This is a genomic window from Burkholderia sp. PAMC 28687 (assembly GCF_001577465.1).
Classification (GTDB): Bacteria; Pseudomonadota; Gammaproteobacteria; order Burkholderiales; family Burkholderiaceae; genus Caballeronia.
Genome location: NZ_CP014505.1, coordinates 2,064,754 through 2,086,738 on the forward strand (window position 1 = coordinate 2,064,754; position 21,985 = coordinate 2,086,738).

Genomic DNA, 21,985 nt, shown 5'->3' on the forward strand with positions numbered 1-21,985 from the left:
GGCGATTCCGTTGGGTTGAAAGAGGCCGAAGACAGGCGCACGTTCACTGCGCCACGTCGGCGATAGCTTGTTCGATACGCGCGAACCCTTCGTCGAGATCGGCGATCGGCATGATCAGCGACGGCGCGAAACGCAGCACGTTCGGTCCGGCGATCAGCATGATCACGCCGCGTTTCGCGGCTGCGGTCAGCACGTCCTTTGCGCGATCCTTGTAGGCATCGGCAAGTTCGGCGCCGATCAGCAGACCCTTGCCACGGATTTCCTTGAACACTGAAAAACGTTCATCGATACGCTTCAAATGCGCCTTGATGGCATCGCTGCGTTGCTGCACGCCTTCGAGCAAGGATGGATTGCTGATCAGCTCGACCACTTTATCCGCGATAGCCGCGCCCAGCGGATTGCCGCCATACGTCGTGCCATGCACGCCGACCTTGAAATGCGCGGCGATCTTGGTCGTAGTGAGCATCGCGCCGATCGGAAAGCCATTGCCGAGCGCCTTCGCGGTCGTCAGGATGTCCGGCGTCACGCCATAGCCCATGTACGCGTAGAACGTGCCGGTGCGGCCCACGCCCGTTTGTACCTCATCAAAAATCAGCAGTGCGCCGTGTTGATCGCAGGCGTCGCGAAGACCCTGGAGGAACGCGGGGTCGGCAGGCAACACGCCGCCTTCGCCCTGGACCGGTTCGACGATCACCGCGCAGGTTTGCGGACCGATCGCGGCACGCGCCGCCGCAAGATCGTTATAGGGCAGATGGGTGATGCCTTGCGGCGTCGGGCCGAAACCTTCGGCGTACTTCGGCTGACCGCCGACGCTGACCGTGAACAGTGTGCGGCCGTGGAACGATTGGGTGAACGAGATGATTTCGACTTTCTGCGGACCACTGTTGTCGATTGCGTAACGGCGCGCGAGTTTGAGCGCGGCTTCGTTCGCTTCGGCGCCGGAGTTCGCGAAGAAGGCGCGATCGGCGAAGGTGAGATCCGTGAGGCGGGTGGCGAGGCGAAGAACGGGTTCGTTGGTATATCCGTTGCCGATATGCCAGAGTTTCTGGCCCTGGTCGTGGAGGACCTTGAGCAATTCCGGGTGCGCGTGACCCAGCGCCGTCACCGCGATACCGCCCGCAAAATCAATATAGTCGCGGCCTTCCGTGTCCCAAACGCGCGAACCGAGTCCGCGGTCCGGCACGAAATTCGCCGGAGAGAACAAAGGCACCATTACTTCATCGAAGGTACCGCGTGTCACATTCAGATCGGTCATGAATCGCTCCTTGGGCGGGATTTGCTGATCAGACCGATCGTAGCCCGCGGCGCAGTTGGCGTCTTGCGTGAACGCGACACGGTTCCACGGACATTTCAGCGCGCCATCAACGGGCGTTACGCTCGATCCAGTTGCGCCGCTCCTCCCGGGGCGTGACGCCGAATCTTTCGCGATACGCATTGGAGAAATGCGCCGCCGATGCAAACCCGCAGGCCAGGCTGATCTGCACGACCGACTGGCTGCTTCGTTGCAATTGAGTCCGCGCCTTGATCAGGCGGAGGTTGAGGTAATACTTCGCCGGCATTGCACCGAGATACTGTTTGAACAGGCGCTCCAACTGCCGCCGCGAGATGCCGACGAGCGCGGCGATCTCGTCGCTGGCGAGTGGCTCTTCAATGTTCGCTTCCATCAGTTGCAATGCATCATTCAAACGCGGATGGCGCTCGCCCGGAGCGGTCACGTATGGAATGCGCTGGCGTTCGTCGCCGGAACGCAACGTGGTTACGCCAAGCGCGTCGGCGATGCGCTCCACGAGTTCGCGGTTATGGTGACGCGCGATCATCGCAAGCATGAAATCGGCCGTGGCCTGCCCGCCGCAACATGTGGCGCGGTCGCGATCGATTTCGAAAATCTGCTGCGAGACAATGCAGCTTTCGAACTGTTCCGTGAACTGTTGCGCCATGTCCCAGTTCACGGCGACACGGTAACCATCGAGTAGTCCCGCCGATGCCAGCCACCACGCGCCATGATGAATGCCGCTGACAAGCGGGGTGCTGGACGCGACGCGAGTGAGCGACTGAAGAAACGCGCGTTGTCCGCCAAGCGGGTGCAACCCTTCGCTCAGCACGATCAGCCAGTCGCATTCAATGTCAGCGCCGAATGCGGCCTGCGCCTTCAATGTTGCGCCGCCGCCAAGCATGACATCGCGGCCATCGGGAGAAACGGTTTGCCACGCATATAGCGCATTGCCATCAATTTCATTTGCGAGCCGCAATGTATCGATGACCGGCCCCACACCGCTCATCGAACATGGAGCGATCAGCGCGATGACCACCCGCAACGGCTGCGGCCCGACTACTGCCGGCACGTTACTTGAGGCTGCCGGACAGGAATTGGCGCAGCCGTTCGCTGTTCGGCCGGCTCAGGACTTCGGCGGGCGCGCCCTCTTCTTCCGTGCGTCCCTGGTGCAGAAACATCACATGATTCGACACGTTGCGCGCGAAGCCCATCTCGTGCGTGACGACGATCATCGTGCGGCCTTCTTCCGCCAGCTTCTGCATCACCTTCAGCACTTCGCCGACGAGTTCCGGATCGAGCGCGGACGTGGGTTCGTCGAAGAGCATCACGTCCGGATGCATGGCGAGCGCGCGCGCAATCGCGACGCGCTGCTGCTGGCCGCCCGACAAATGCGACGGATATTGCTTCTCGACCTTCGGCGCGAGCCCGACTTTCTCGAGACACTCGCGCGCGCGTTCGCTGGCCTCTTTCTTCGATAAACCCAGCACGTGCATGGGCGCTTCCATGACGTTTTCAATCGACGTCATGTGCGCCCACAAATTGAAATGCTGGAACACCATCGCGAGTTTCGTGCGCACGCGCTGAAGCTGCTTGTGGTCGGCGACTTCGAGGTTGCCGCGGCTATCTGTTTTGGTTCGCACCGGTTCGCCGTCGACGATGATGTCGCCCGCGTTCGGCCGCTCGAGGAAATTGATGCATCGCAGGAAGGTACTTTTGCCCGAGCCGCTCGACCCGATGATGCTGATCACGTCGCCGGCGTTGGCGGCGAGGGAGACACCCTTGAGCACTTCGTTATCGCCGAAACGCTTGTGGATGTCGCGGGCGACGAGTTTGACCGCGGCGTTTTTCGCGGCGGCCGATGCTGCGGTATGTGCGGATGTGTCCAACGCATTCTCCCCGGAGGATGAGTCTGAAAGGTCCGATCGATTCGATCATGGCTGCGGATTCTACCGAAACCTGCCGGCGCACCGGCATTGGGGCAAACGCCCTCGCCTGTCGCGCGGCCGGAATGCATCAACGATTCGTCAGTCTTTTTCAGGCTCGGCGGGAAGTACCGCGCGCACTTGCTGGGCCACGCGGCCGTTGGCGAGCGCAATGTCGGGGCTGCTCTGAAGCATCGGCAAGTACTGGACGTCGAAGGCGGCGTTGCGGTTCTTCGCGCCGAACATCCGTGTCACGGCGTGCGCCATGTCGATGCGTGCGTCGGGCGTGGCGTCGGTGTCGTCGATCACGTCATCGAGCGCCGCGATCAGTGTCGACAAAGGCCCGAGCCATTTGAAAGCGCTGCCGTTGATCACGATCTGCAGGAACTCGGCCGGTGTGACTGCGCCGAATTCGGCTTCGTGCCGGGCGCGCAGTTCGTCGAGGAGACTGCGGTGCAGGGCCAGTAGCGGATGGCGTACATCTTTCAGGAAAGCGGTCGCTACGGAGTCGGTCAATCTGGCGGTCATGGGCGGGGTTCCGAAATAGGAGTTCGATGCCCAAAGCCTACACCGTCACCAGTGTCCGTCCCGCATAACGAATAAAATCCGGCGCGCAAAGCGGTTCGGAAAAAAGCCAGCCCTGCCCGAACTGCGCGCCGCGCGCATGCAGATAACACGCCTGTTCTTCGCGCTCGATCCCCTCGGCCACGACCTGCACGCCAAGCGTTTGCGCCATGTCCACGATATGCGACGCCACGCTGCTGGACGCTGCGTCCTGGCCGACGGTATCGACGAAAGACTTGTCGATCTTCAGCGCGTCGACCTGGAAATTCTGCAAGTGCGACAGGCTGGAATACCCCGTGCCGAAATCATCGATATACACCGGATGTCCGGCATCGCGAAACGCCTGAATGACTTCCTTGGCGGCTTCGGCGTCGAGGAAACAGCGCTCGGTCGCTTCGATCCGTACCTGTCGCGGCGAAATCCCCGCGTGAGCCAGCGCGGGCGTCAGACGATCAAGAAAGCGCCGCGTGACGAGATCGGGTGCGCTCAGGTTGATCGACACATACATCTCGCTGTAACGCTGCAGAAATTCGCCGAGTTCGAACAGGATGGTGTCGAACACCTGGTCGGTGATCGCCTGGATCAGCCCGCGATTCTCGGCGAGCGGAATGAAGTGGTCGGGACGCACGATGCGGTTGTTCTGCTTCCATCGCACGAGCGCTTCGGCGCCGATGCATTGCCGTGTATCGAGATCGACTATCGGCTGATACGCCACAATGAACTGATGCCGGCGCACGGCGTCGCTGAGCTGCCCGAGCGGCGAGAGACGCCGGACCATCAGGAGGCCGAGCCATGCAGAAACAGCCAGGCCGCCCGCCAGTCCCGCGAAGAGCCAGTTCCAAGGACGAGTGCGCAGACGCGTGGTGCCGGCGAAATTGAAAGTGTTCATCGTGCGCAATTCTTGATGTCCATCATGTCTCTCACGTGCCTCATGTACCTTTCGGTTCTTTTATGTCAGACGGAGTTGGCGCCCAAGGCGTCTTGCCGAGGCGATGGGATGAAACATTTGCGCTGAATGTGCAAGCTCGCGGCGTGTTCATGCCGTGCGGCAATTCACGTGCGCGTCACGCGGGCCCTTGCGCGCGACCGGATACCTTGCGATGAACTTGCAAACGACCCAGTGTAGCGGTCACGCATGCTTTGCTTCAATGCTTCTTCTATGACGAAATGCGCTCTTTGGTGGGCTGGCGCACGCCGGCTTCCATACTTTTGCCGCGCCGGTGTGCAGGTGTCTGGTAAATGGCGGATAAGGCCGGGAGTCGTGCGAAAATCGGGCATGTGTTTCATCGCTCACCGCTCCCTCACGCTCAACTCAAGGAGGCAATCAATGGCACTGGACGACGCCCGCGCTTTTACAATCCGCGACGCAACCGCCGATGACTTCGACGCGATCACGCGCATCTATGCGCATTACGTGTTGCACGCGCTCGCCACCTTCGAGGAAACGCCGCCCGACGCGAACGACATGCGCACGCGGCACGCATCCATCACGAACGCGGGCTTGCCTTACCTGGTTGCGCAACTGCAGGGCGAAGTGGTCGGTTATACCTACGCGACGGCGTATCGGCCGCGCTCGGCTTACCGGCATACGATCGAAGATTCGGTGTATATCGCCGATGGTCACGGTGGCCAGGGACTCGGCCTCGCGCTCCTGACTGCGCTAATCGAACGATGCGAGGCCGGCCCGTGGCGGCAGATGGTGGCCGTGATCGGCAACAGCGGTAACGCGGGTTCAATCGCGCTGCACACGCGGCTCGGCTTTGAACATGTCGGCGTGTTGCGCAAGGCCGGCTACAAGCATGGCCAATGGGTCGATACCGTCCTCATGCAACGTTCGCTTGGCGAGGACAAGCCCCTGCTCCCTTCTCGATAAATACGAAATCGGCCGCTTCACCCGCAATCACATTTTCCAGCCCGAGCTTTATTTGCCCACTTACACGCTTGCTGCCGCCGTCACCGCCGAGATCGACATTCGCAAGAGCCGTTTCATCGCGCTGGCGCTGCCGGTTGCCGACCGCGCCGCCGCGATGCTCGAACTCGACGCACTGCGTGCGCAGCACCCCGCCGCCACGCACGTTTGCTGGGCGTTGCTGGCGGGCGGCGAATCGGGCATGTCCGACGACGGCGAACCGTCCGGCACGGCCGGCCGCCCGATCCTCGAAGTCCTCCGCCATCACGAGGTGGACGGCGTGCTGGCGGCGGTCGTGCGTTATTACGGCGGCATCAAGCTCGGCGCGGGCGGACTCGTGCGCGCGTACACGGACGCCATCGCGACCGCCATGCAACTCGCCGAGCGTATAGAACGCGTGGCGCTCGGGTTGCTCGAAGTAGAAGTCGATTACGCCGATGAAGCCCGCGTTCGCCGATGGGTCGAACAGGAAGGCCACGAACTCGCCGAACCCGGCTACGGCATGACAGTCAGCCTGTCGATCCAGATGCCGCTCGCCGTTCGCGACGCCGCCGCCGACTCCATCCGCGACCTGACGCACGGGCGCGCGGTCATCGCAAAGACGCCATGACGGCGCGAGCCTTCACGATCACCTTGCTGCCATCGAAACGCGTTTTTGCGTCGACCGGCGAGACAAGCATCCTGGAAGCGGCGGCTCTCGCCGGATTGCGATTGTCGAGTTCCTGTCGAAATGGAACGTGCCGGGCGTGCCTGTGCCGGCTGAGAGACGGCGATGTACGCTACCGGATCGAATGGCCCGGTCTCAGCGCCGAAGAAAAAGCCGATGGCTGGATCCTCCCCTGCGTCGCAATACCGCTTGCGGATGTAAAAATCGAAGCCGATTTCGAAGAAATTCCCCCTCCCGCCGACACAAAACCCGGCCGCGGACGCGGTTTCTGAGATAGTGAACCGGCTCTCGCCAACACCCATGGTCCCACAGGATTGTTGTCTTTTATCAATGACCGACAAAGAACTTAGCCGGCGTCGCCGGGCGTCGGATTGTTGAGCCGCCTGCAATGGAAGTCTCAAAAAGTGTACAATTGCATTTCGTTTAATTTTCTGGCAGGGCCAGATCAACTGAGAACTCAATGACTAAAGTATTGTTGAAAGAGAACGAGCCTTTCGACGTCGCCATGCGCCGCTTTCGTCGCACCGTCGAACGTACCGGGCTGATTCAGGAACTGAAGTCGCGCATGGCTTATGAAAAGCCGACTACCGAGCGCAAGCGCAAGAAAGCTGCTGCTGTTGCTCGCCTGCGCAAGCAAATTCGCCGCGCACAGTTGCCGAAGAAATTCTATTGACGTAGTTGTATGGCTCACGGGCCATGTGTGCTACGCGTTGCACTGACGGCATGTTCCTGATGAGATGAACCCGGGCATTGACCCGATGATCAGGCAAGCCGCTCTACAAAGTCGCGCAATGGCAGGTTGTGTTTATCGCCTGCACTGACGGCCGCGCAAATCCCGAATTGAAGCGCCTGCACAATGTGATCATTGCGCGGGCTTCTGGCGTTGGTTCAGTGGATGCGTGACTTGCGGAAAAAGACTGGACTGCCCAAAATCGGCCGTAAACGCACAAAGCCCGGATAGACCGGGCTTTGTGCGTTTGAATCTTTGGTTGCGGGGGTAGGATTTGAACCTACGACCTTCGGGTTATGAGCCCGACGAGCTGCCAGACTGCTCCACCCCGCGAAAAAGATTATAGCGGGATGGGCATGTGCGGTCAAACGTAATCGAAGATTATTGCAGCTCGATGAAGCAGCGCCGAATCTGCCGTTTGAATCTAGCGCGTCGGCGCAGACGCTGATGCCGGCTTCTTTGCCGGATAAGCATCGACGCCGTTACGCGCGGCATCGACACACCGTCGATGCTCTCGCGACAAACGGTTCAAAAGCGGCAGCAGCACCACCGCAACCGCCGCCCCGCCCGCTGCGACCCAGCCAAGACCCATGAACAGCGACGTATAAAGCGGCAGTGATTGCAGCGGACCGAGATCGCCCGATGGCATGCGCGCCAGGTTGGCGACCACGCTGCCAAGATACTGCGACACGCCGGTCGCAATGTAATACGCGCCCATCATGAACCCGCTCATTCGCATGGGAACGTAGTGCGCGATCATCGCGAGGCCGAGACCGGAGACCAGCAATTCGCCGAGCGAATAGAGCCCGTAGCCTGCGACCATGAACCAGGATGACACGCGGCCATCGACTGCGTATCGGCCGCTGAATGCGAACACAAAAAAGCCCAGTGCCACGACGACGAAACCCAGCGCGTACTTCGCTGCGATCGGCAGGTCGAGGCCCTTGTTCGCGAGGCGCGTGTAGCCAATTGCGAGGAACGGACTCAGCAGCATGATCCAGATTGGATTGAGCGCCTGGAATTGCGCCGCGCTCCACGAGAACAGCGTCATGTTGAAGAGCGTGAACGACGGATCCACGTTGCGCAGCGCGAACAAGGTGAGCGAAGTCGACATCTGCTGGTAGAAGATGAAGAACAGGATCACCTGCAATGTCAGGATCAATGCGGCAAGCAAGCCTGCGCGTTCGCTGCGATCGCACTTCATCAGCATCCAGCCGAAGATGACGAGAACGGCGGCGCCCGCCGCGTACACGCAGATGGCCGCGACCTGTTCGTTCTGAAGCACGAACACGGTCGCCACGCCGAGCGCCACGGCGCCTGCGGCGACCGCGGCGAAGAAGCGCCATTGCATGGGTTTATCGTCGGGCGCCGAGCCGATGTGCCCCACCGTATTGCGCATCACCGCGAAGTTGATCAGGCCCAGCACCATGCCCGCGAAACACACGGCAAACGCGACGTGCCAGCCCCAATGATCCTTGATCCACGGCGTGGCGAGCATCGAAATGGTCGAACCGATGTTCACCGCCATGTAGTAGATGGTGAATGCGCTGTCGAGGCGCGCGTCGTCACCCTCGTAGATGCGCCGCACGAGGTTCGCCGCGTTCGCCTTGAACAAGCCGTTGCCGACCACGATCACGCCGAGCGCCGCATACATATAGCCAAGCGATTCGAATGGAATCGCGAGCATCAGATATCCCGATGCCAGCACGCACGCGCCGAAGATCATGGTGCGCCGCGCACCGAGCACCTTGTCGCCGATCCAGCCGCCGATGGCCGGCGCGGAGAATACGAGCGCCGTGAAGGCGCCCCATGTGAGGTTCGCGTGTTCATCGGTGAAACCGATCTTGTCGATCATGAACAAGACGAGCAACGCGGCCATGCCGTAATAGCCGAAACGTTCCCACATCTCGATCAGGAAAACAGTCGTAAATGAACGCGTCTGCGACGTGCCGGACGAGTGTGAAATCATGGTAAATCTCGATCAAGTTCAACAGCACTCGTGAACTAAAACTAAAGGAATGTTTGGGCCTGACTCATTCATGCAGGAGTCCGACTTATCGCGAGCGGCGATTATCCCAGCACGATCGGTAAATGTGTCGCAAAGCCTTGCACATACAGCGTTCAACATTTTGAGATGACGGCAGCAATGCAAATCAATTGGCCATCGTCAAGACGCGGTGCGATCGGGCGGCGGCGTTGCGCCGTTTCGCGGATTGCCGTGTGCGCGCTGTGAACGCTCGAAACTCGTGATAACTTTCCTGCTTCGCCTCACTCACTGGATTGCATTACATGAACACCATCAAGGCGATTCTCACGGGTCATACTCGCGGTCTTGGCGCAGCGTTGGCCGACACGCTGATCGCTCGCGGCATTGCGGTGCTGGGCGTATCGCGCACCCGGAGCGCGGTGCACGCATCGGGTTTGTTGAAGGAAGTGGAACTCGATCTCGCCGATATCAACGCACTGCAAACGTGGATTGAAACGGGCGCGCTGAAGCGTTTCGTGGACGGAGCGCACACCGTGGTGCTGATCAACAACGCGGGCATGTTGCAGCCGGTGGGTCCTGTCGAAGGACAGGATGTCGGTGCGATCGGACGGTCCGTGAGTTTGAACGTGGCTGCGCCGTTGATGTTGTCGGCGGCCGTGGCGGCGTCGGCGCCAAGCGTTTTGGACCGCCGGATCGTGCATATTTCGAGCGGCGCCGCGCGCAATGCGTATCCCGGCTGGAGCATCTATTGCGCGACGAAAGCAGCGCTGGATCACCACGCACGCGCCGTCGCGCTGGACCACAACCGTGCGTTGCGCATTGGCAGCGTGGCGCCCGGGGTTATCGATACAGACATGCAAGCCGAGATTCGCGGCACGGGCCTGGATGCGTTTCCGCTGCGTGAAAAATTCGATGACCTCAAGCGCAGCGGCCAGCTTTCCACGCCCGCCGACGCCGCGCGAAAAGTGCTCGACTATGCGTTGAGCGACGCGTTCGGCGAAACGCCCGTGACGGATGTGCGCGAATTGGCGTGATCGCCACGAATGGCCTCTTGCGACAATGCATCGGCCGCGGTGTTGCGGTGGCGCGGGATCCACTGAAGACGAACATCGGCGAGTTGCGAGATCAGCCCACGCGCTTGCGTTGCGTAGGAACTGAGCGCGGGCGCGCTGCGGGTCGCATCGCGCAACACGTCTTCTATGACAACCTGACTGTCACCGTGAATGACGAGTTTTTCCGGTGCCGGTTGCTGCGATAACGCCACTTCGAGCACCGCGATCAGCGCGAGATATTCAGCCTTGCAGCTATCGCCGTGACCGGCAATCGCGCTGATCGTGACGACCTCGCCATCGGGACTTTCGAGCATTCCGCCGATACCGATCTTCCCCGGGTTCGGATGCGCCGATCCGTCGAACCACGCGTGCCACGCGGTGGCATCGCGGGTTGAAGGCTGCCGGTTTCGTGCGAGGCGTACCACGCGGGCAGCCGAGCGTTCTTCACGCCGAAGCTGCGCAGCGTGAAGCGCCGCTGCCCTTTCCAGACGCCGCGCCTTCACCAGATCTGCGAGCGTTGCTGCGCCCGCCGACTTTTCGAGCGTCTGCGCCAACGCGGCGTGGGCGGAAAGCGCCGTAAGCTTCGCCAGGCGCCGGCTCATCGCGCGTTCGCGTTTGTAGGCAATCTGGAACAGCTCGTCGAACTCGAACATATCGGGAAATAAGGTGGCCGAATGCCGAGCTTAACAATTTTTTCGACGAACCTATCTTGGGGGCGCCGCGATCACCAGCGCAGCACGACGATTCTCGGCGCCCGTGACGTTGGTTTGCCCGCTGAGATTCTCCCCCGGCGTCGCTGTCACGACCCGCGCTTCAACGCTCACTTGCGGGTACGCGGAAAGCGAATCGGCGGGATTGATTGCAAACGTGTCATCGAGTATGACCGTGGCCGGCAATTCGCTCCGGATAAATGACGCTCGGCCAGCAACGTGTTCCCCGCACCCTGCGTGTGTGCGCTCAGAATCACGGTTGCATCGGGCGGGGCATGCACGCCGTCGGCGAGTTGCAGCGTCACGGTGACGGCGCTCATGCTCAACGCTTCATCGATATTCTTCTGCGCCTGGACCGCAGTCGGCGACGCAGCATCGAGTGTGGAAATCAGACGCCGCCAATAAGCGATCGCGATCGCAAAACGCCGCGCCTCGAACGCCGCCGACGCCGCCAGAGCCAGCGCTTTCGGATTCGACGGTTCGATGGCCAGTGCCGCCGCAATCTCATCGGACGCGCGGCCGTCGAGCCGGCCTTCGTCGGCGCTTGCGAGCGTGTCAGCGAAGTCGGTGCGTAGTTGCGCATCGCCCGGGTCGAGCGCTACGGCGCGTGTATAAGCCGCCGCTGCATCCGATGGCCGCTCGAGCGCCATGTAGGAGCGCGCCAACGTCGCCCATTTGGCGGCATCGCGGGGATCGGGCACACGGCTTTTCAAACCGAACGCCAGGCGCGAGACCATCATTTCCACCGACGCGGAACTCATGTCGTGCGATGCGCCGAACGAGTCTTCAAGATCGAGCGCGGCCGGCTGGCCAAGCTTCAGGTACAACGCGCACGCGGCCGCCGGAAACAGCGCGATCAGGAGCGCACTGGTGGCCGCGCGCGTGGCCGTCCCTTGCCGCTGCGGGCGCATCACCGACAGCGCTGAGGGCGTGCGGGTATCGGCGAGAACGCGCTGTTCTATTTCGCTGCGCACCGCGGCGTGCTGATCGGCCGATATCAGTCCTGCCAGCCGGTCGTGAGTGGCATCGGCGAGTTCGCAGCGATGCAGAGATACGTTCAGCGCGCGGTTTCTATATGCATCCGCGGCGGGTTCGCGCTGCATCAGCGGCACGACCGCGCACAAGATCGCGGCGATCAGCATGGCGGCCGCGACGATCCAGAAAGTGATCACAACCGGCCTCCCAGAAGACGTCGTGCGCGTCTGCGCTCGAGGTCGGTGAGTGCGGGCGGCGGCCTTTTCCTGCCGCCTGACACTACGAGAACAAGTGCGGCGAACCCAAGCACGAGCAAAACGAAAGGCCCGAGCCAGAGTGCCCAGGTCAGCGTCTTGAACGGCGGATCGTAGAGCACGAAGTCGCCGTAACGCGTCACCATGTAATCGCTGATTTGTGTGTCGGTGGCGCCCTGCTCGACTTGCTCGCGGATAATCGCGCGAAGATCCGCAGCGAGATCGGCGGTCGAATCCGCGATGGTTTCATTCTGGCAGACGAGGCATCGAAAATTCGATTCAAGCCGGTATGCGCGCGCTTTCATATCCGGGTTCGCACTTGCGTCCGGCACGACTTCCGCAGCATCGGCCCAGCTTTGCGTGAGGCATCCGAACACCAACAACAGGGACGCGAGCTTATTCATCGCAGTCCTCGCTTTGCAGCATTCGAACGAGCGGGAGGATTTGCGTATCGAGCGCGGCCTGCGTGAGCGGCCCCGAGCGCTTGAAACGGATCACGCCCTGCCGGTCGATCACGAAAGTTTCGGGCACGCCGTACACGCCATAGTTGATACCCGTCTGCCCCGAGCGATCCACCACGGTTGCAATATACGGATTGCCCGCCTGCCGCAGCCATTGTCGCGCAGCTTCAGGCTCGTCCTTGTAGTCGAGGCCATAAATGGGCACGACGTTCTTGCCCGCGAGCGAGATCAGCAGCGCGTGTTCATCGCGACAGGATTCGCACCACGACGCCCATACGTTCATGATCCACACGTCGCCGCGCAAGGTATCGGGCGAGAGGTTCCTGCCGGGATTGTCCAGACGCGGAAGATTGAACGAAGGCGCGCTCTTGCCGATCAACGCCGACGGCAACCGTCGCGGATCGTTCGATAACGATGCCGCCAGCACCGCGCTCAAACCCGCGAAAAAGATTAGCGGCAGCAAAAAACGTTTCACTTGGCGCGTCTCCCCGGCATGCGCTGCTGCAAGATCGCGGACTGTGCCTGAAGGCGGCTGCGTGCGGTCTCCGCGGAAGTGGAGGACGCTTCGCGCCGCGCTCGCACCGCCAGCCGATACCGCCGGTCACTCGCCGCGAGCAAGCCGCCGAGCGCCATCAGGAGGCAGCCCGCCCAGATCCAGTCCACGAACGGTTTGACCTGTACGCGTAACGTCCACGCAGTCGGGCTGTCGGCGGCGGCATCGCCAAGTGCGACGTAGAGATCGCGCAAGGGCGCACGGTCGACGGCGGCTTCGGTCATGGTCGTCTTCTGGATCACGAAGAAGCGTTTCTCCGGATGCATGACAGCGACGACCGCTCCATCCCGGCTCACCTCGACCGTGGCCCGCAACGCACGATAGTTCGGACCATTGACCGCCTTGGTGCCATCGAAGCGAAACGTATAACCGCCGGCGCTGATCGACTGGCCAACATCGAGTCGGCCATCGCCGGCACTTTCATAGCCTTTGACGAACGTCACGCCCGCGATAAAAACGCCCACGCCCAGATGCGCGGCGAGCATGCCGTAAAAGCCGCGCGGCATGCGGATGAACCGCATGAAAAACGCTCCGCGCTGTTCAGCGATGCCCACGACAAGCGCGGTCAGCGTCGCTGTTGCGCACCACACGGCAAGCCCGATTCCCAATGCGACCAGCGGTCTCCACCCGCCGGTGAGCAACGGCACCGCCACCGCTGACGCCACGCTCACCAGTGCCGCCCAGCAAAGCCGGACGGCGATATGCGGCAGGCGTGCGGATTTCCATCGAGCGATGGGGCCGATGCCCATCAGGAAAACGGCGGGCGTCATGAGGGGCACGAATACGGCGTCGAAATACGGCGCACCGACGGATATCTTGCCGAGCCCGAGCACGTCGAGCGCAAGCGGATACAACGTGCCTAGCAGCACGGAAGCGGCCGCCACCATCAGCACGACATTGTTCGACAACAGCAAGGACTCCCGCGATACCAGCGCGAAGCCCGCGCCCAAACCGATCTTCGGCGCGCGCCACGCGAACAGCAGCAACGCGCCGCCGGTCACTATCGAGAGGAACACGAGAATGAAGAGTCCGCGCGTGGGATCGGTCGCGAATGCGTGGACCGATGTAATCACGCCCGAACGCACGAGGAACGTGCCGAGCAAACTCAGCGAAAACGCGCAGATGGCGAGCAGCACGGTCCATGCGCGAAAGCTGCCGCGTTTGTCGGTGACGGCGAGCGAGTGCATCAGCGCCGTGCCTGCGAGCCACGGCATGAACGATGCGTTCTCCACGGGGTCCCAGAACCACCAGCCGCCCCAGCCGAGTTCGTAATACGCCCAGGCGCTGCCGAGCATGATGCCGAGCGTGAGGAAGGTCCACGCGGCAGTGGTCCACGGGCGAGACCAGCGCGCCCAGGTGGCATCGAGTTCGCCTGACAGCAAGGCCGATACGGCGAACGAAAACGCTACCGCGAAACCTACGTAGCCCATGTACAGGATCGGCGGATGCGAGACCATGCCGGGGTCTTGCAGCAAGGGATTGAGGTCGCGGCCGTCCATGGCGGGGGGCAAAAGACGGATGAACGGATTCGATGTCCACAGCATGAACGCCAGGAACCCTGCGTCGATCCAGCTCATGACGCCGAGCACGCGTGCGACCATCGGCACGGGAAGCTGTCTGCTGAAGATGGAGACAGCGGTCATCCAGACCGTCAACAGCAACGTCCAGAGCAGCAACGAGCCTTCATGTCCGCCCCAGACGGCGGCGAAACGATACGCGAGCGGCAACATGGAGTTGGAATTCGACGCGACGTACGCGACCGAAAAATCATCGTTGACAAACGATACCGCCAGGCACGCAAACGCCATCGCGACGAATGCACTCTGCCCCCGCGCCAGCGGCCACGCGCTGCGCATCCAGCCGGGAATGCCGCGCGCCGCGCCGATCAGCGGCAGCACGCCGCACGTCACCGCGAGCAGCAGTGCGACGATCAGCGCGAACTGGCCGAGTTCGGGGATCATCGAAGGGCTCCTGTCTTGTCCGATATCTTCATGGCAGGGCGGGCGCGCCTGACGGCCTCGACGGCTTCGGGCGGCATGTAGTTTTCATCGTGCTTGGCGAGTATCTGGTCCGCCACGAACACACCCTCCGGCGACAAACGCCCTTGCGCGACCACGCCTTTGCCCTCACGAAACAGGTCAGGCAGCACGCCGCGATACTCGACGGGAATCTCGCGGGCGGTATCGGTGATCATGAAACGCACGGTCAGGCCGCTCGCATCGCGCTCGACCGACCCGTGCTCGACAAGACCGCCCACGCGCAGCCGCGCCGTGTGCGCCATGCTGTCAGCCACGAGCTGGCTCGGCGTGACGAAGAACATCACGTTGGAATTGAACGCGTTCAGCACCAGCGCCGCCGCGCCGCCGAGCGTCACCAGCCCGGCGGCGACGCCGCACGCCCGCCGCGTGCGCCCCTTCACGGTCTCTCCGTGAGCGTGCTCGTGCGGGTGCGTGGCCGGACAATACGATCGCGCCGTCGATGCTTCCGGCCCACATTGATGGTGATTGCAATTTCAACGGCCAGCACGAGAAAGGTGATATCGAACGCGACCCATAGATACCAGAGGTCCCCGTTGGAACTGTTCAGTACGTTCATGGCCTTCTCCCCTTTTCCCGTTCATTCAGAACTCACGTTCGTCGATGATCCGCCGCACACGCACGAGCACGATCGCGATTGCATAGCACCAGAGGGCAAGCGTCATGACGAGAATGCCCGCGAGCATGGACGCGTCCATGGACACGCCGCTGCCAAAGGAAAGCGACGCGCCCTGATGCAGCGTGTACCACCACTGCACCGAAAAATAGATGACCGGGATGTTCACCACGCCCGCCAGCGCGAGCACGGCGCAGGCGCGATCGGCGCGGCGGGTATCGTCGATGGCGCCATGCAGCGACATGAAGCCCAGGTAAAGAAACAGCAGGATCAGTTCGGACGTGAGCCTCGCGTCCCATACCCACCACGCACCCCACGTCGGGCGGCCCCAGAGCGCGCCCGTGACCAGTGCGAGCGCGGTGAAAAGAGCACCGGTCGGCGCGATGGCGCGGGCCATCATCGCGGAAAGACGTGCGTTGAGAACGAGGCCGAGCCCGGCGTAGGCGGCCATCACCACGTAGAGCAGCATCGACATCCATGCGGCAGGCACGTGCACGAACATGATGCGATATACATCGCCTTGCACGGCGTCGGTGGGCGCGACAAACAGCGCAATCTGAATGCCGGGCATGACAAATAGAATCGCCGCGATTGCGAAGCCGGGAATCATCTTTCCCGCCAGCCGATGAAACGGTCTCGGCGACGCGTAGCGCAACCAGCCAGCTTGAGCAAGTGTGGAGATCATGTCAGGTTCATTCGGCGGAAATCCGCAAGGCTGCGGCGGTCGCGACAGGACACAACGCAAGGGCTGCGAGCAGGCCCGCGCCGAGAAGGGAAAAGTTCGCGGCCGACCATCCATCGGTACGCGATGAATCGGCGGCGTTCGCGCCAAAGATCAGCACCGGCGTTTCCAGCGGCAACACGAGGACGGCGAGCAGCATGCCGCCGCCGCGCACGCCGAGCGTAAGCGCCGCACCCACCGAACCGATGAGACTCAGCACCGGCGTACCGATCAACAACGCCAGCGTGAGGCGGCAGACCGCATTGAAGGAAAGACCGTATTGAAGCGCCATGACGGGCGCCAGCAACACGAGCGCGAAGCCGCTCGTGAGCCAGTGCGCGCCGATCTTCGCCATGACCATCGCGAGCAATGATTGCGGCGAAAGCAGCATCTGGTCGAGAGCGCCATCGGCGAAATCAGGGCCGAACAAACGCGCGAGCGAGAGCATCGCGGCAAATAATGCCGTAATCCATAACACGCCCGGCGCGATTGTCTGGAGCAGCGCGGACTCGGCGCCGACAGCCAACGGAAAGAGGCTCGCTGCGATCACGAAGAACAGCAGACAGCCAAGCGCCGAAGTCCGCCTGCGCCAGGTCAGCGCAAGCTCGCGTTGGACAATGCGCACGGTCAGTCTGAGCATCGGCCGCTCGGTTCGAAGTACAGATTGCGCGTGGCCGAGGGTGACGTGGTGATCAGCTTGTGCGTGGTCATCAGCACGATCCCGCCGCGCTCCAGATGGCCCTTGATTACGTCCTCGAGCACGCCGGACGACTCTTCGTCGAGCGCGGCGGCGGGTTCGTCGAGCAGCCACAGCGGCTTGTGTTCAAGCAGCAGGCGCGAGATCGCAAGCCGGCGCTTTTGCCCCTGCGAGAGTCCCCGCACAATGGCATCCCGATACCGGTCGAGGCCCACGCTCTTGAGCGCCGCCTCTTCGACCTCGACACGCTCTTCCGCGACATCGCCCAGCACCGAACTGAAGGCAAGGTTTTCGGCTGCGGTGAGTTCGTCGCTGACGCCGTTCAGATGCCCGAGATACGCGAGCGACTGGCGCCACGATTCGGGATGCGCATGCGCATCCCTGCCACGCCAGCGGATGGTGCCCGCGCTCGGCCGCAACAGACCGGCGAGCACGCGCAACAACGTGGTCTTGCCGCTGCCGTTGGGACCGTGGATCTGCAGCACCTGGCCGGCGTCCACATCGAAAGCCACGTTGCTGAACAGCATTTCCCCGGCGCGGTCGAAGCCGAGTTTATCGACGGACAACACCGCATTGTTGCGACTGGCTGGCCCGGAATCCGGCTTGATAAACAGATCTTGATTCATCGATAGTGCCCTCACTTTGGACGCGCTTCGCGCAACTGTTGATCCCGCATTGCCTGCGTCATGTCCGGTAGTTCATGCGCAATGCCCTTGTGACAATCGATACACGTCTTCTCGCCCGTAGCAAGGAAGCGCTGATGCGCGTTCTGTGCCCGCGGACTCTGGCGCGTGAAGTCCATCGACTCGAAGGAATGGCAGTTACGGCATTCCAGAGAATCGTTGGCCTTGAACCGGCGCCATTCGTGCTCGGCGAGTTCCAGCCGCTTGTCCTGGAACTTTTCGCGCGTGTTGACCGAGCCGAACACTTTTGCCCAGACTTCCTTCGACGCCTGCATCTTTCTGGCAATCTTGTCCGTCCAGTTGTGCGGTACATGGCAGTCCGAACAGATCGCCCGCACGCCGCTGCGGTTGCTGTAATGGATCGTGCCTTTCAGCTCGGCGAACGTGTTGTCATGCATTTCGTGGCAACCCGTGCAAAACGCCTCGGTGCTCGTCATTTCGAGCGCCGTATTGAACGCACCCCAGAACACCACACCGGCAATAAACCCGCCGAGCGTGAGAAAGCCCAGGCTGTAGTACGTACTGGGCCGGTTGATCGTTTGCCAATATCGCCTGATCAGGCCGAACATCGCGTGCTCCTACTTCTTGCCGGCCGGCTGCGGCGCGGCAGGCCCGGGCGCGACGCGCACATCTTCCACATCCGTGAACGTGTTGCCGACAAGCGGCTTCGCGTCGGCTTGCGTGACATGACACTGCGTGCAGAAGTAGCGCCTCGGCGAGAGACTTCCGAGCGTGGCATTGTCTCGGTTGACGTAATGCGATATGCCGATGGGCACCGCTCCGCTCTCGGCCGCGCGGCTACGCGCATGGCACGCAAGGCAGCGGTTGGCGTCCTTGTCGAGTTGATAGCCGTCGATCTTGTGCGGGATCGTCGGCGGCTGCTGTGCATAGGCGCGGCCACGGATCACATCCTTATTTTCGGTTGGGGCAATCAACGGCGGTTTCGCCTCTTCATCGACAGGCGTCGTGCCGCGCATGGCGTCGTGAAACGGTTCGGCGGGAATCACCGGTTGCGCCGGCGCCGCCTGCGAAAACACAAAAAGACTCACGGCGATGAATACGTCAATCACGGTCAGCGATCGCATGACTGCCTCCTCAGACCTTGACGATCTTGACTGCGCACTTCTTGTAGTCAGTCTGAAGCGATATCGGATCGGTTGCGTCCAGCGTAAGTTTGTTGACCAGTTGGCTTGCATCGAACCAGGGGATGAACACGAGTCCGCGAGGCGGCTTGTCGCGCCCGCGCGTCTCGATACGCGTACGGACAAAACCGCGTCGCGACATCACCTTCACTTCCACGCCGCGGCGCAGGCCGAGCGCTTTTGCATCGTCCGGATGCATGAAACACACGGCGTTCGGAAACGCCCGATACAGCTCCGGCACGCGCCGCGTCATGGACCCCGAATGCCAGTGTTCGAGCACACGCCCCGTTGCCAGCCAGAACGGGAACTCCTTGTCCGGCGCCTCGGGCGGTGGTTCATAGGGCAATGCATAAATCACCGCGCGGCCATCCTTGTTGCCGTAGAACTGATAGCCTGTTCCCACCTTGACGTACGGGTCCGATCCTTCCTTGTAGCGCCAGCGGGTTTCGTGGCCGTTCACCACGGGCCAGCGAATTCCACGCGCTTCGTGATATGCATCGAAGGGTGCGAGGTCGTGGCCATGCCCCGGCCGAAACTCGCGTATTCCTCGAAGAGGCCCTTCTGCAGATAGAAGCCGAACGCCTTTGCTTCACTGTTTTCGTAATGCGCGCTCGTTTCCTTCAGCGAATATTTGTCGACTTGTCCGTTTCGGAAAAGCACGTCGTAAAGCGTCTTGCCTTTCAGTTCGGGCTTCGTTGCAATCAGCTCGGCCGGCCAGACTTCCTCGACCTTGAAGTGCTTCGAGAACTCAACCAGTTGCCACAGGTCCGAACGGGCGCCGGTGGGTGCATCGACGAGTTGGTGCCAGAACTGAGTGCGGCGCTCGGCGTTGCCATAGGCGCCTTCCTTCTCGACCCACATCGCCGCAGGCAGGACAAGGTCGGCCGAAACCGCTGTTGCGGTCGGATAAACATCGGATACCACGATGAAGTTGTCCGGATTCCGATATCCCGGAAGCGTCTCTTCGTTCAGGTTTGCGCCCGCCTGGACATTGTTGTTGCACATGACCCAGTACGCGTTCAGCTTGCCGTCCTTCAACATGCGGTTCTGCAGCACCGCGTGATAACCGGGCTTGGGCTGGATCGTGCCGGGCGGCAGCTTCCAGATCTGCTCCGCGTGCTCCCGGTGCTCCGGATTCGTGACCACCATGTCCGCCGGCAGCCGATGCGAAAACGTCCCGACCTCGCGCGCCGTTCCGCACGCCGACGGCTGCCCCGTCAACGAGAACGGACTGTTGCCGGGCGTCGAGATCTTGCCTGTCAAGAGATGCAGGTTGTAGATCATGTTGTTCGCCCACGTGCCGCGCGTATGCTGGTTGAAGCCCATGGTCCAGAACGACATCACCTTGATGTTCGGGTCGGCATAAAGCTCGGCGAGCTGGTCGAGTTTCACCTTCGATACCCCCGACAGCTTCGTCACGTAATCCGCGTCGTACTTCGATACAAAACGCGCGAAGGTATCGAAGTCGATCGGCTTCGAGCCGTTCGGATCGCCCGCATTTTTAGCGGCCTTCTGCAGCGGATGTTCGGGACGCAGCCCATAGCCAATGTCCGCGTTACCTTCCTTGAACGTGACGTGTTTCGCGACGAAATCCTTGTGCACGCAATTCGTCTTGATGATCACGTTCGCGATGTAATTCAGGATCGCGAGATCGGATTGCGGCGTGAAGATCACGCGGTAATCGGCCAGGTCGAAACTGCGATGCTCGAACGTGGAGAGCACCGCGACCTTCGTCTTCGGCGCGCTCATCCTGCGGTCCGTCACGCGCGTCCAGAGGATAGGATGCATCTCCGACATATTCGATCCCCACAGCACGAAGGCATCGGCTTGTTCGATATCGTCGTAACAGCCCATTGGCTCGTCCATGCCGAACGTGCGCATGAAACCCGTCACGGCCGACGCCATGCAATGCCGCGCGTTCGGATCCAGGTTGTTCGTACGGAACCCCGCCTTCATGAGTTTCAACGCCGCATAGCCTTCGAAAACCGTCCATTGTCCCGAGCCGAACATGGCGACGGCTGTCGGACCTTTCTCCTTCAACACACGTTTGAACTGCTCGGCCATCGTGGCGAATGCGCGGTCCCACGAAACCGGCGTGAATTCGCCGTCCTTCGCGTATTTGCCGTCCTTCATCCGCAACAGGGGCGTGGTCAGCCGGTCCTCGCCGTACATGATCTTCGAGAGGAAATAGCCCTTCACGCAGTTCAGCCCGCGATTCACTTCCGCTTGTGGATCGCCCTGCGTCGCGACCACCTTGCCGCCTTTCACACCCACGCTCACGCCGCAGCCCGTTCCGCAGAAACGGCACGGCGCTTTCGACCATTTCACTTCGGTGTCGGCAACGGCGCCCGCCATCCGGTCCACACCCGAGGCGAACGCGGGGAGCGCCATCCCCGCAGCGGATGCCGCCGTGGCCGCAGCCGTCTGTTTAATAAAGCTTCGACGCGTCAGGCTCATTCCGGATCTCCTCATCGAGCGCGGCCACGTCTTCGTGATGCTGATATACGAGCGATGCCGAATACACGCCCTGCATTGCATGAATGGCGTCTATCTGGTCAGCGAGAACACCCGACCGGTCCGCTTCAAGCGTCACTACCATTTTTCCTTCCGGACTGATTGCGTGAATCTCGGAACCGGGAAACATTGAAATAGCCTGCTTGATTTTTTCCAGATCCAACTTACTTGCATGAACGACGATTCCCGCAATATGCGATTCGGGAATTAAAGCCATTTCAAGGAACGCGTTTTTCAGGCGTGCAGACATAACCCGACTCCTGTCGTTGTGTAACGTTAAACGGTTTAATTTACAAATAAGTCAATGAGGCGGACCACCGATCGCCATTTGGTAAAACCAGACCACAAAACCATACGCAGCAACGAACATGATCGTCAGAACCGGAACCATCACGACGGTCAGGAACAGGAAGCTGCGCAGCTCTTCCGTCTTTTGAGGGGACGTTTCGGTTTTGGTCATGATTATGCCGACGTTAAAAACACGTGCAATTGAAGCGGTGTTATTGAGATGCCGTTGTG

Annotated in this window: 26 protein-coding genes, 1 tRNA gene and 1 pseudogene; 5 read left to right on the forward strand and 23 right to left on the reverse strand. The window is 61.4% G+C overall.

All coding sequences use genetic code 11. The annotated features are described in order from the left end of the window. Nucleotides 1-43: 43 nt before the first annotated feature. From AX768_RS09510 to AX768_RS09530, 5 genes are all read right to left on the reverse strand, one after another. Nucleotides 44-1,255, reverse strand: coding sequence for an aspartate aminotransferase family protein (locus AX768_RS09510; RefSeq protein WP_062000907.1), 1,212 nt, complete (start codon nucleotides 1,253-1,255; stop codon nucleotides 44-46). A 106-nt stretch (nucleotides 1,256-1,361) separates the two neighbouring features. Further along, on the reverse strand, nucleotides 1,362-2,279 hold the full coding sequence (locus AX768_RS09515) for a GlxA family transcriptional regulator (protein ID WP_082778877.1): 918 nt from the start codon (nucleotides 2,277-2,279) through the stop codon (nucleotides 1,362-1,364). Between the two features lie 64 nt (nucleotides 2,280-2,343). After that, nucleotides 2,344-3,159 carry an ABC transporter ATP-binding protein gene (locus AX768_RS09520; RefSeq protein ID WP_061999753.1) on the reverse strand — a complete coding sequence of 272 codons (816 nt, stop codon included), beginning with the start codon at nucleotides 3,157-3,159 and terminating at the stop codon, nucleotides 2,344-2,346. Between the two features lie 138 nt (nucleotides 3,160-3,297). Next, on the reverse strand, nucleotides 3,298-3,723 hold the full coding sequence (locus AX768_RS09525; RefSeq protein ID WP_061999754.1) for a hypothetical protein: 426 nt from the start codon (nucleotides 3,721-3,723) through the stop codon (nucleotides 3,298-3,300). Nucleotides 3,724-3,760: 37 nt separating this feature from the next. Further along, nucleotides 3,761-4,648: an EAL domain-containing protein gene (locus AX768_RS09530; protein WP_082771435.1), complete on the reverse strand. Its 888-nt coding sequence runs from the start codon at nucleotides 4,646-4,648 to the stop codon at nucleotides 3,761-3,763. A gap of 438 nt (nucleotides 4,649-5,086) precedes the next feature. Here AX768_RS09530 and AX768_RS09535 point away from each other — a divergent pair, with 438 nt between their 5' ends. From AX768_RS09535 to rpsU, 4 genes are all read left to right on the forward strand, one after another. Beyond that, nucleotides 5,087-5,632, forward strand: a complete 546-nt coding sequence (locus tag AX768_RS09535) for a GNAT family N-acetyltransferase (protein WP_061999755.1) — start codon at nucleotides 5,087-5,089, stop codon at nucleotides 5,630-5,632. 52 nt (nucleotides 5,633-5,684) lie between these two features. Then, entirely contained in the window at nucleotides 5,685-6,278 is a 594-nt protein-coding gene (locus AX768_RS09540; RefSeq protein WP_061999756.1) for an IMPACT family protein, read from the forward strand. Continuing rightward, a complete protein-coding gene (locus AX768_RS09545; protein WP_061999757.1) occupies nucleotides 6,275-6,607 on the forward strand; it encodes a 2Fe-2S iron-sulfur cluster-binding protein in 333 nt (110 codons plus the stop codon). Before AX768_RS09540 ends, AX768_RS09545 begins: the two co-directional genes overlap by 4 nt. Nucleotides 6,608-6,795: 188 nt before the next feature. After that, nucleotides 6,796-7,008, forward strand: coding sequence for a 30S ribosomal protein S21 (rpsU, locus tag AX768_RS09550; protein ID WP_006999077.1), 213 nt, complete (start codon nucleotides 6,796-6,798; stop codon nucleotides 7,006-7,008). Between the two features lie 313 nt (nucleotides 7,009-7,321). Here rpsU and AX768_RS09555 read toward each other — a convergent pair. Next, nucleotides 7,322-7,398, reverse strand: a tRNA-Met gene (locus AX768_RS09555). A gap of 91 nt (nucleotides 7,399-7,489) precedes the next feature. After that, a complete protein-coding gene (locus AX768_RS09560) occupies nucleotides 7,490-9,034 on the reverse strand; it encodes a peptide MFS transporter (RefSeq protein ID WP_061999758.1) in 1,545 nt (514 codons plus the stop codon). Nucleotides 9,035-9,354: 320 nt separating this feature from the next. Here AX768_RS09560 and AX768_RS09565 point away from each other — a divergent pair, with 320 nt between their 5' ends. Further along, a complete protein-coding gene (locus tag AX768_RS09565; RefSeq protein ID WP_061999759.1) occupies nucleotides 9,355-10,086 on the forward strand; it encodes an SDR family oxidoreductase in 732 nt (243 codons plus the stop codon). Here the strand turns inward: AX768_RS09565 and AX768_RS09570 are convergent. From AX768_RS09570 to AX768_RS09640, 16 genes and pseudogenes are all read right to left on the reverse strand, one after another. After that, nucleotides 10,026-10,757, reverse strand: a complete 732-nt coding sequence (locus AX768_RS09570; RefSeq protein WP_082778793.1) for a ribonuclease HI family protein — start codon at nucleotides 10,755-10,757, stop codon at nucleotides 10,026-10,028. The genes AX768_RS09565 and AX768_RS09570 overlap by 61 nt on opposite strands. 51 nt (nucleotides 10,758-10,808) lie before the next feature. Continuing rightward, entirely contained in the window at nucleotides 10,809-11,000 is a 192-nt protein-coding gene (locus AX768_RS34425; RefSeq protein WP_442857232.1) for a hypothetical protein, read from the reverse strand. After that, nucleotides 10,925-11,986: a c-type cytochrome biogenesis protein CcmI gene (gene ccmI, locus AX768_RS09575; RefSeq protein ID WP_061999760.1), complete on the reverse strand. Its 1,062-nt coding sequence runs from the start codon at nucleotides 11,984-11,986 to the stop codon at nucleotides 10,925-10,927. The genes AX768_RS34425 and ccmI overlap by 76 nt, the downstream gene beginning before the upstream one ends. Continuing rightward, a complete protein-coding gene (locus AX768_RS09580) occupies nucleotides 11,983-12,447 on the reverse strand; it encodes a cytochrome c-type biogenesis protein (RefSeq protein WP_082778794.1) in 465 nt (154 codons plus the stop codon). Before AX768_RS09580 ends, ccmI begins: the two co-directional genes overlap by 4 nt. Beyond that, nucleotides 12,440-12,979, reverse strand: a complete 540-nt coding sequence (locus AX768_RS09585; protein WP_061999761.1) for a DsbE family thiol:disulfide interchange protein — start codon at nucleotides 12,977-12,979, stop codon at nucleotides 12,440-12,442. Before AX768_RS09585 ends, AX768_RS09580 begins: the two co-directional genes overlap by 8 nt. Then, a complete protein-coding gene (locus tag AX768_RS09590; RefSeq protein ID WP_061999762.1) occupies nucleotides 12,976-15,018 on the reverse strand; it encodes a heme lyase CcmF/NrfE family subunit in 2,043 nt (680 codons plus the stop codon). Before AX768_RS09590 ends, AX768_RS09585 begins: the two co-directional genes overlap by 4 nt. Continuing rightward, a complete protein-coding gene (gene ccmE / locus AX768_RS09595; RefSeq protein WP_061999763.1) occupies nucleotides 15,015-15,476 on the reverse strand; it encodes a cytochrome c maturation protein CcmE in 462 nt (153 codons plus the stop codon). Before ccmE ends, AX768_RS09590 begins: the two co-directional genes overlap by 4 nt. After that, complete coding sequence (locus tag AX768_RS09600) at nucleotides 15,473-15,652, reverse strand: hypothetical protein (RefSeq protein ID WP_061999764.1); 180 nt, start codon at nucleotides 15,650-15,652, stop codon at nucleotides 15,473-15,475. The genes ccmE and AX768_RS09600 overlap by 4 nt, the downstream gene beginning before the upstream one ends. A 25-nt stretch (nucleotides 15,653-15,677) precedes the next feature. Next, nucleotides 15,678-16,394, reverse strand: a complete 717-nt coding sequence (gene ccmC, locus AX768_RS09605) for a heme ABC transporter permease CcmC (protein ID WP_061999765.1) — start codon at nucleotides 16,392-16,394, stop codon at nucleotides 15,678-15,680. Between the two features lie 7 nt (nucleotides 16,395-16,401). Continuing rightward, nucleotides 16,402-17,070 (reverse strand): heme exporter protein CcmB, encoded by a 669-nt coding sequence (ccmB, locus tag AX768_RS09610; RefSeq protein WP_061999766.1) that lies wholly within the window; start codon nucleotides 17,068-17,070, stop codon nucleotides 16,402-16,404. Continuing rightward, nucleotides 17,058-17,753 carry a cytochrome c biogenesis heme-transporting ATPase CcmA gene (gene ccmA / locus AX768_RS09615; protein WP_061999767.1) on the reverse strand — a complete coding sequence of 232 codons (696 nt, stop codon included), beginning with the start codon at nucleotides 17,751-17,753 and terminating at the stop codon, nucleotides 17,058-17,060. Before ccmA ends, ccmB begins: the two co-directional genes overlap by 13 nt. 11 nt (nucleotides 17,754-17,764) lie before the next feature. Further along, complete coding sequence (locus tag AX768_RS09620; RefSeq protein ID WP_061999768.1) at nucleotides 17,765-18,379, reverse strand: NapC/NirT family cytochrome c; 615 nt, start codon at nucleotides 18,377-18,379, stop codon at nucleotides 17,765-17,767. A 9-nt stretch (nucleotides 18,380-18,388) separates the two neighbouring features. Continuing rightward, nucleotides 18,389-18,895, reverse strand: a complete 507-nt coding sequence (locus AX768_RS09625; RefSeq protein WP_061999769.1) for a nitrate reductase cytochrome c-type subunit — start codon at nucleotides 18,893-18,895, stop codon at nucleotides 18,389-18,391. Between the two features lie 10 nt (nucleotides 18,896-18,905). Continuing rightward, a pseudogene (napA, locus tag AX768_RS09630) lies at nucleotides 18,906-21,409 on the reverse strand (periplasmic nitrate reductase subunit alpha). Then, nucleotides 21,381-21,716 (reverse strand): chaperone NapD, encoded by a 336-nt coding sequence (locus tag AX768_RS09635; RefSeq protein ID WP_061999770.1) that lies wholly within the window; start codon nucleotides 21,714-21,716, stop codon nucleotides 21,381-21,383. Before AX768_RS09635 ends, napA begins: the two are co-directional and overlap by 29 nt. Before the next feature lie 51 nt (nucleotides 21,717-21,767). Next, nucleotides 21,768-21,926: a periplasmic nitrate reductase, NapE protein gene (locus AX768_RS09640; protein WP_061999771.1), complete on the reverse strand. Its 159-nt coding sequence runs from the start codon at nucleotides 21,924-21,926 to the stop codon at nucleotides 21,768-21,770. Between the last annotated feature and the right edge of the window lie 59 nt (nucleotides 21,927-21,985).

Coding starts and splice junctions, on each gene's coding strand:
- AX768_RS09560 (WP_061999758.1), bottom strand. CDS start 9,034: ATGATTTCACACTCGTCCGGCACGTCGCAGACGCGTTCATTTACGACT.
- ccmB (WP_061999766.1), bottom strand. CDS start 17,070: ATGCTCAGACTGACCGTGCGCATTGTCCAACGCGAGCTTGCGCTGACC.
- AX768_RS09620 (WP_061999768.1), bottom strand. CDS start 18,379: ATGTTCGGCCTGATCAGGCGATATTGGCAAACGATCAACCGGCCCAGT.
- AX768_RS09535 (WP_061999755.1), top strand. CDS start 5,087: ATGGCACTGGACGACGCCCGCGCTTTTACAATCCGCGACGCAACCGCC.
- AX768_RS09510 (WP_062000907.1), bottom strand. CDS start 1,255: ATGACCGATCTGAATGTGACACGCGGTACCTTCGATGAAGTAATGGTG.
- rpsU (WP_006999077.1), top strand. CDS start 6,796: ATGACTAAAGTATTGTTGAAAGAGAACGAGCCTTTCGACGTCGCCATG.
- AX768_RS09565 (WP_061999759.1), top strand. CDS start 9,355: ATGAACACCATCAAGGCGATTCTCACGGGTCATACTCGCGGTCTTGGC.
- ccmA (WP_061999767.1), bottom strand. CDS start 17,753: ATGAATCAAGATCTGTTTATCAAGCCGGATTCCGGGCCAGCCAGTCGC.
- ccmC (WP_061999765.1), bottom strand. CDS start 16,394: ATGATCTCCACACTTGCTCAAGCTGGCTGGTTGCGCTACGCGTCGCCG.
- AX768_RS09600 (WP_061999764.1), bottom strand. CDS start 15,652: ATGAACGTACTGAACAGTTCCAACGGGGACCTCTGGTATCTATGGGTC.
- AX768_RS09515 (WP_082778877.1), bottom strand. CDS start 2,279: ATGAGCGGTGTGGGGCCGGTCATCGATACATTGCGGCTCGCAAATGAA.
- AX768_RS09525 (WP_061999754.1), bottom strand. CDS start 3,723: ATGACCGCCAGATTGACCGACTCCGTAGCGACCGCTTTCCTGAAAGAT.
- AX768_RS09570 (WP_082778793.1), bottom strand. CDS start 10,757: ATGTTCGAGTTCGACGAGCTGTTCCAGATTGCCTACAAACGCGAACGC.
- AX768_RS09580 (WP_082778794.1), bottom strand. CDS start 12,447: ATGAATAAGCTCGCGTCCCTGTTGTTGGTGTTCGGATGCCTCACGCAA.
- AX768_RS09530 (WP_082771435.1), bottom strand. CDS start 4,648: ATGAACACTTTCAATTTCGCCGGCACCACGCGTCTGCGCACTCGTCCT.
- AX768_RS09640 (WP_061999771.1), bottom strand. CDS start 21,926: ATGACCAAAACCGAAACGTCCCCTCAAAAGACGGAAGAGCTGCGCAGC.
- AX768_RS09590 (WP_061999762.1), bottom strand. CDS start 15,018: ATGATCCCCGAACTCGGCCAGTTCGCGCTGATCGTCGCACTGCTGCTC.
- AX768_RS09635 (WP_061999770.1), bottom strand. CDS start 21,716: ATGTCTGCACGCCTGAAAAACGCGTTCCTTGAAATGGCTTTAATTCCC.
- AX768_RS09625 (WP_061999769.1), bottom strand. CDS start 18,895: ATGCGATCGCTGACCGTGATTGACGTATTCATCGCCGTGAGTCTTTTT.
- AX768_RS09545 (WP_061999757.1), top strand. CDS start 6,275: ATGACGGCGCGAGCCTTCACGATCACCTTGCTGCCATCGAAACGCGTT.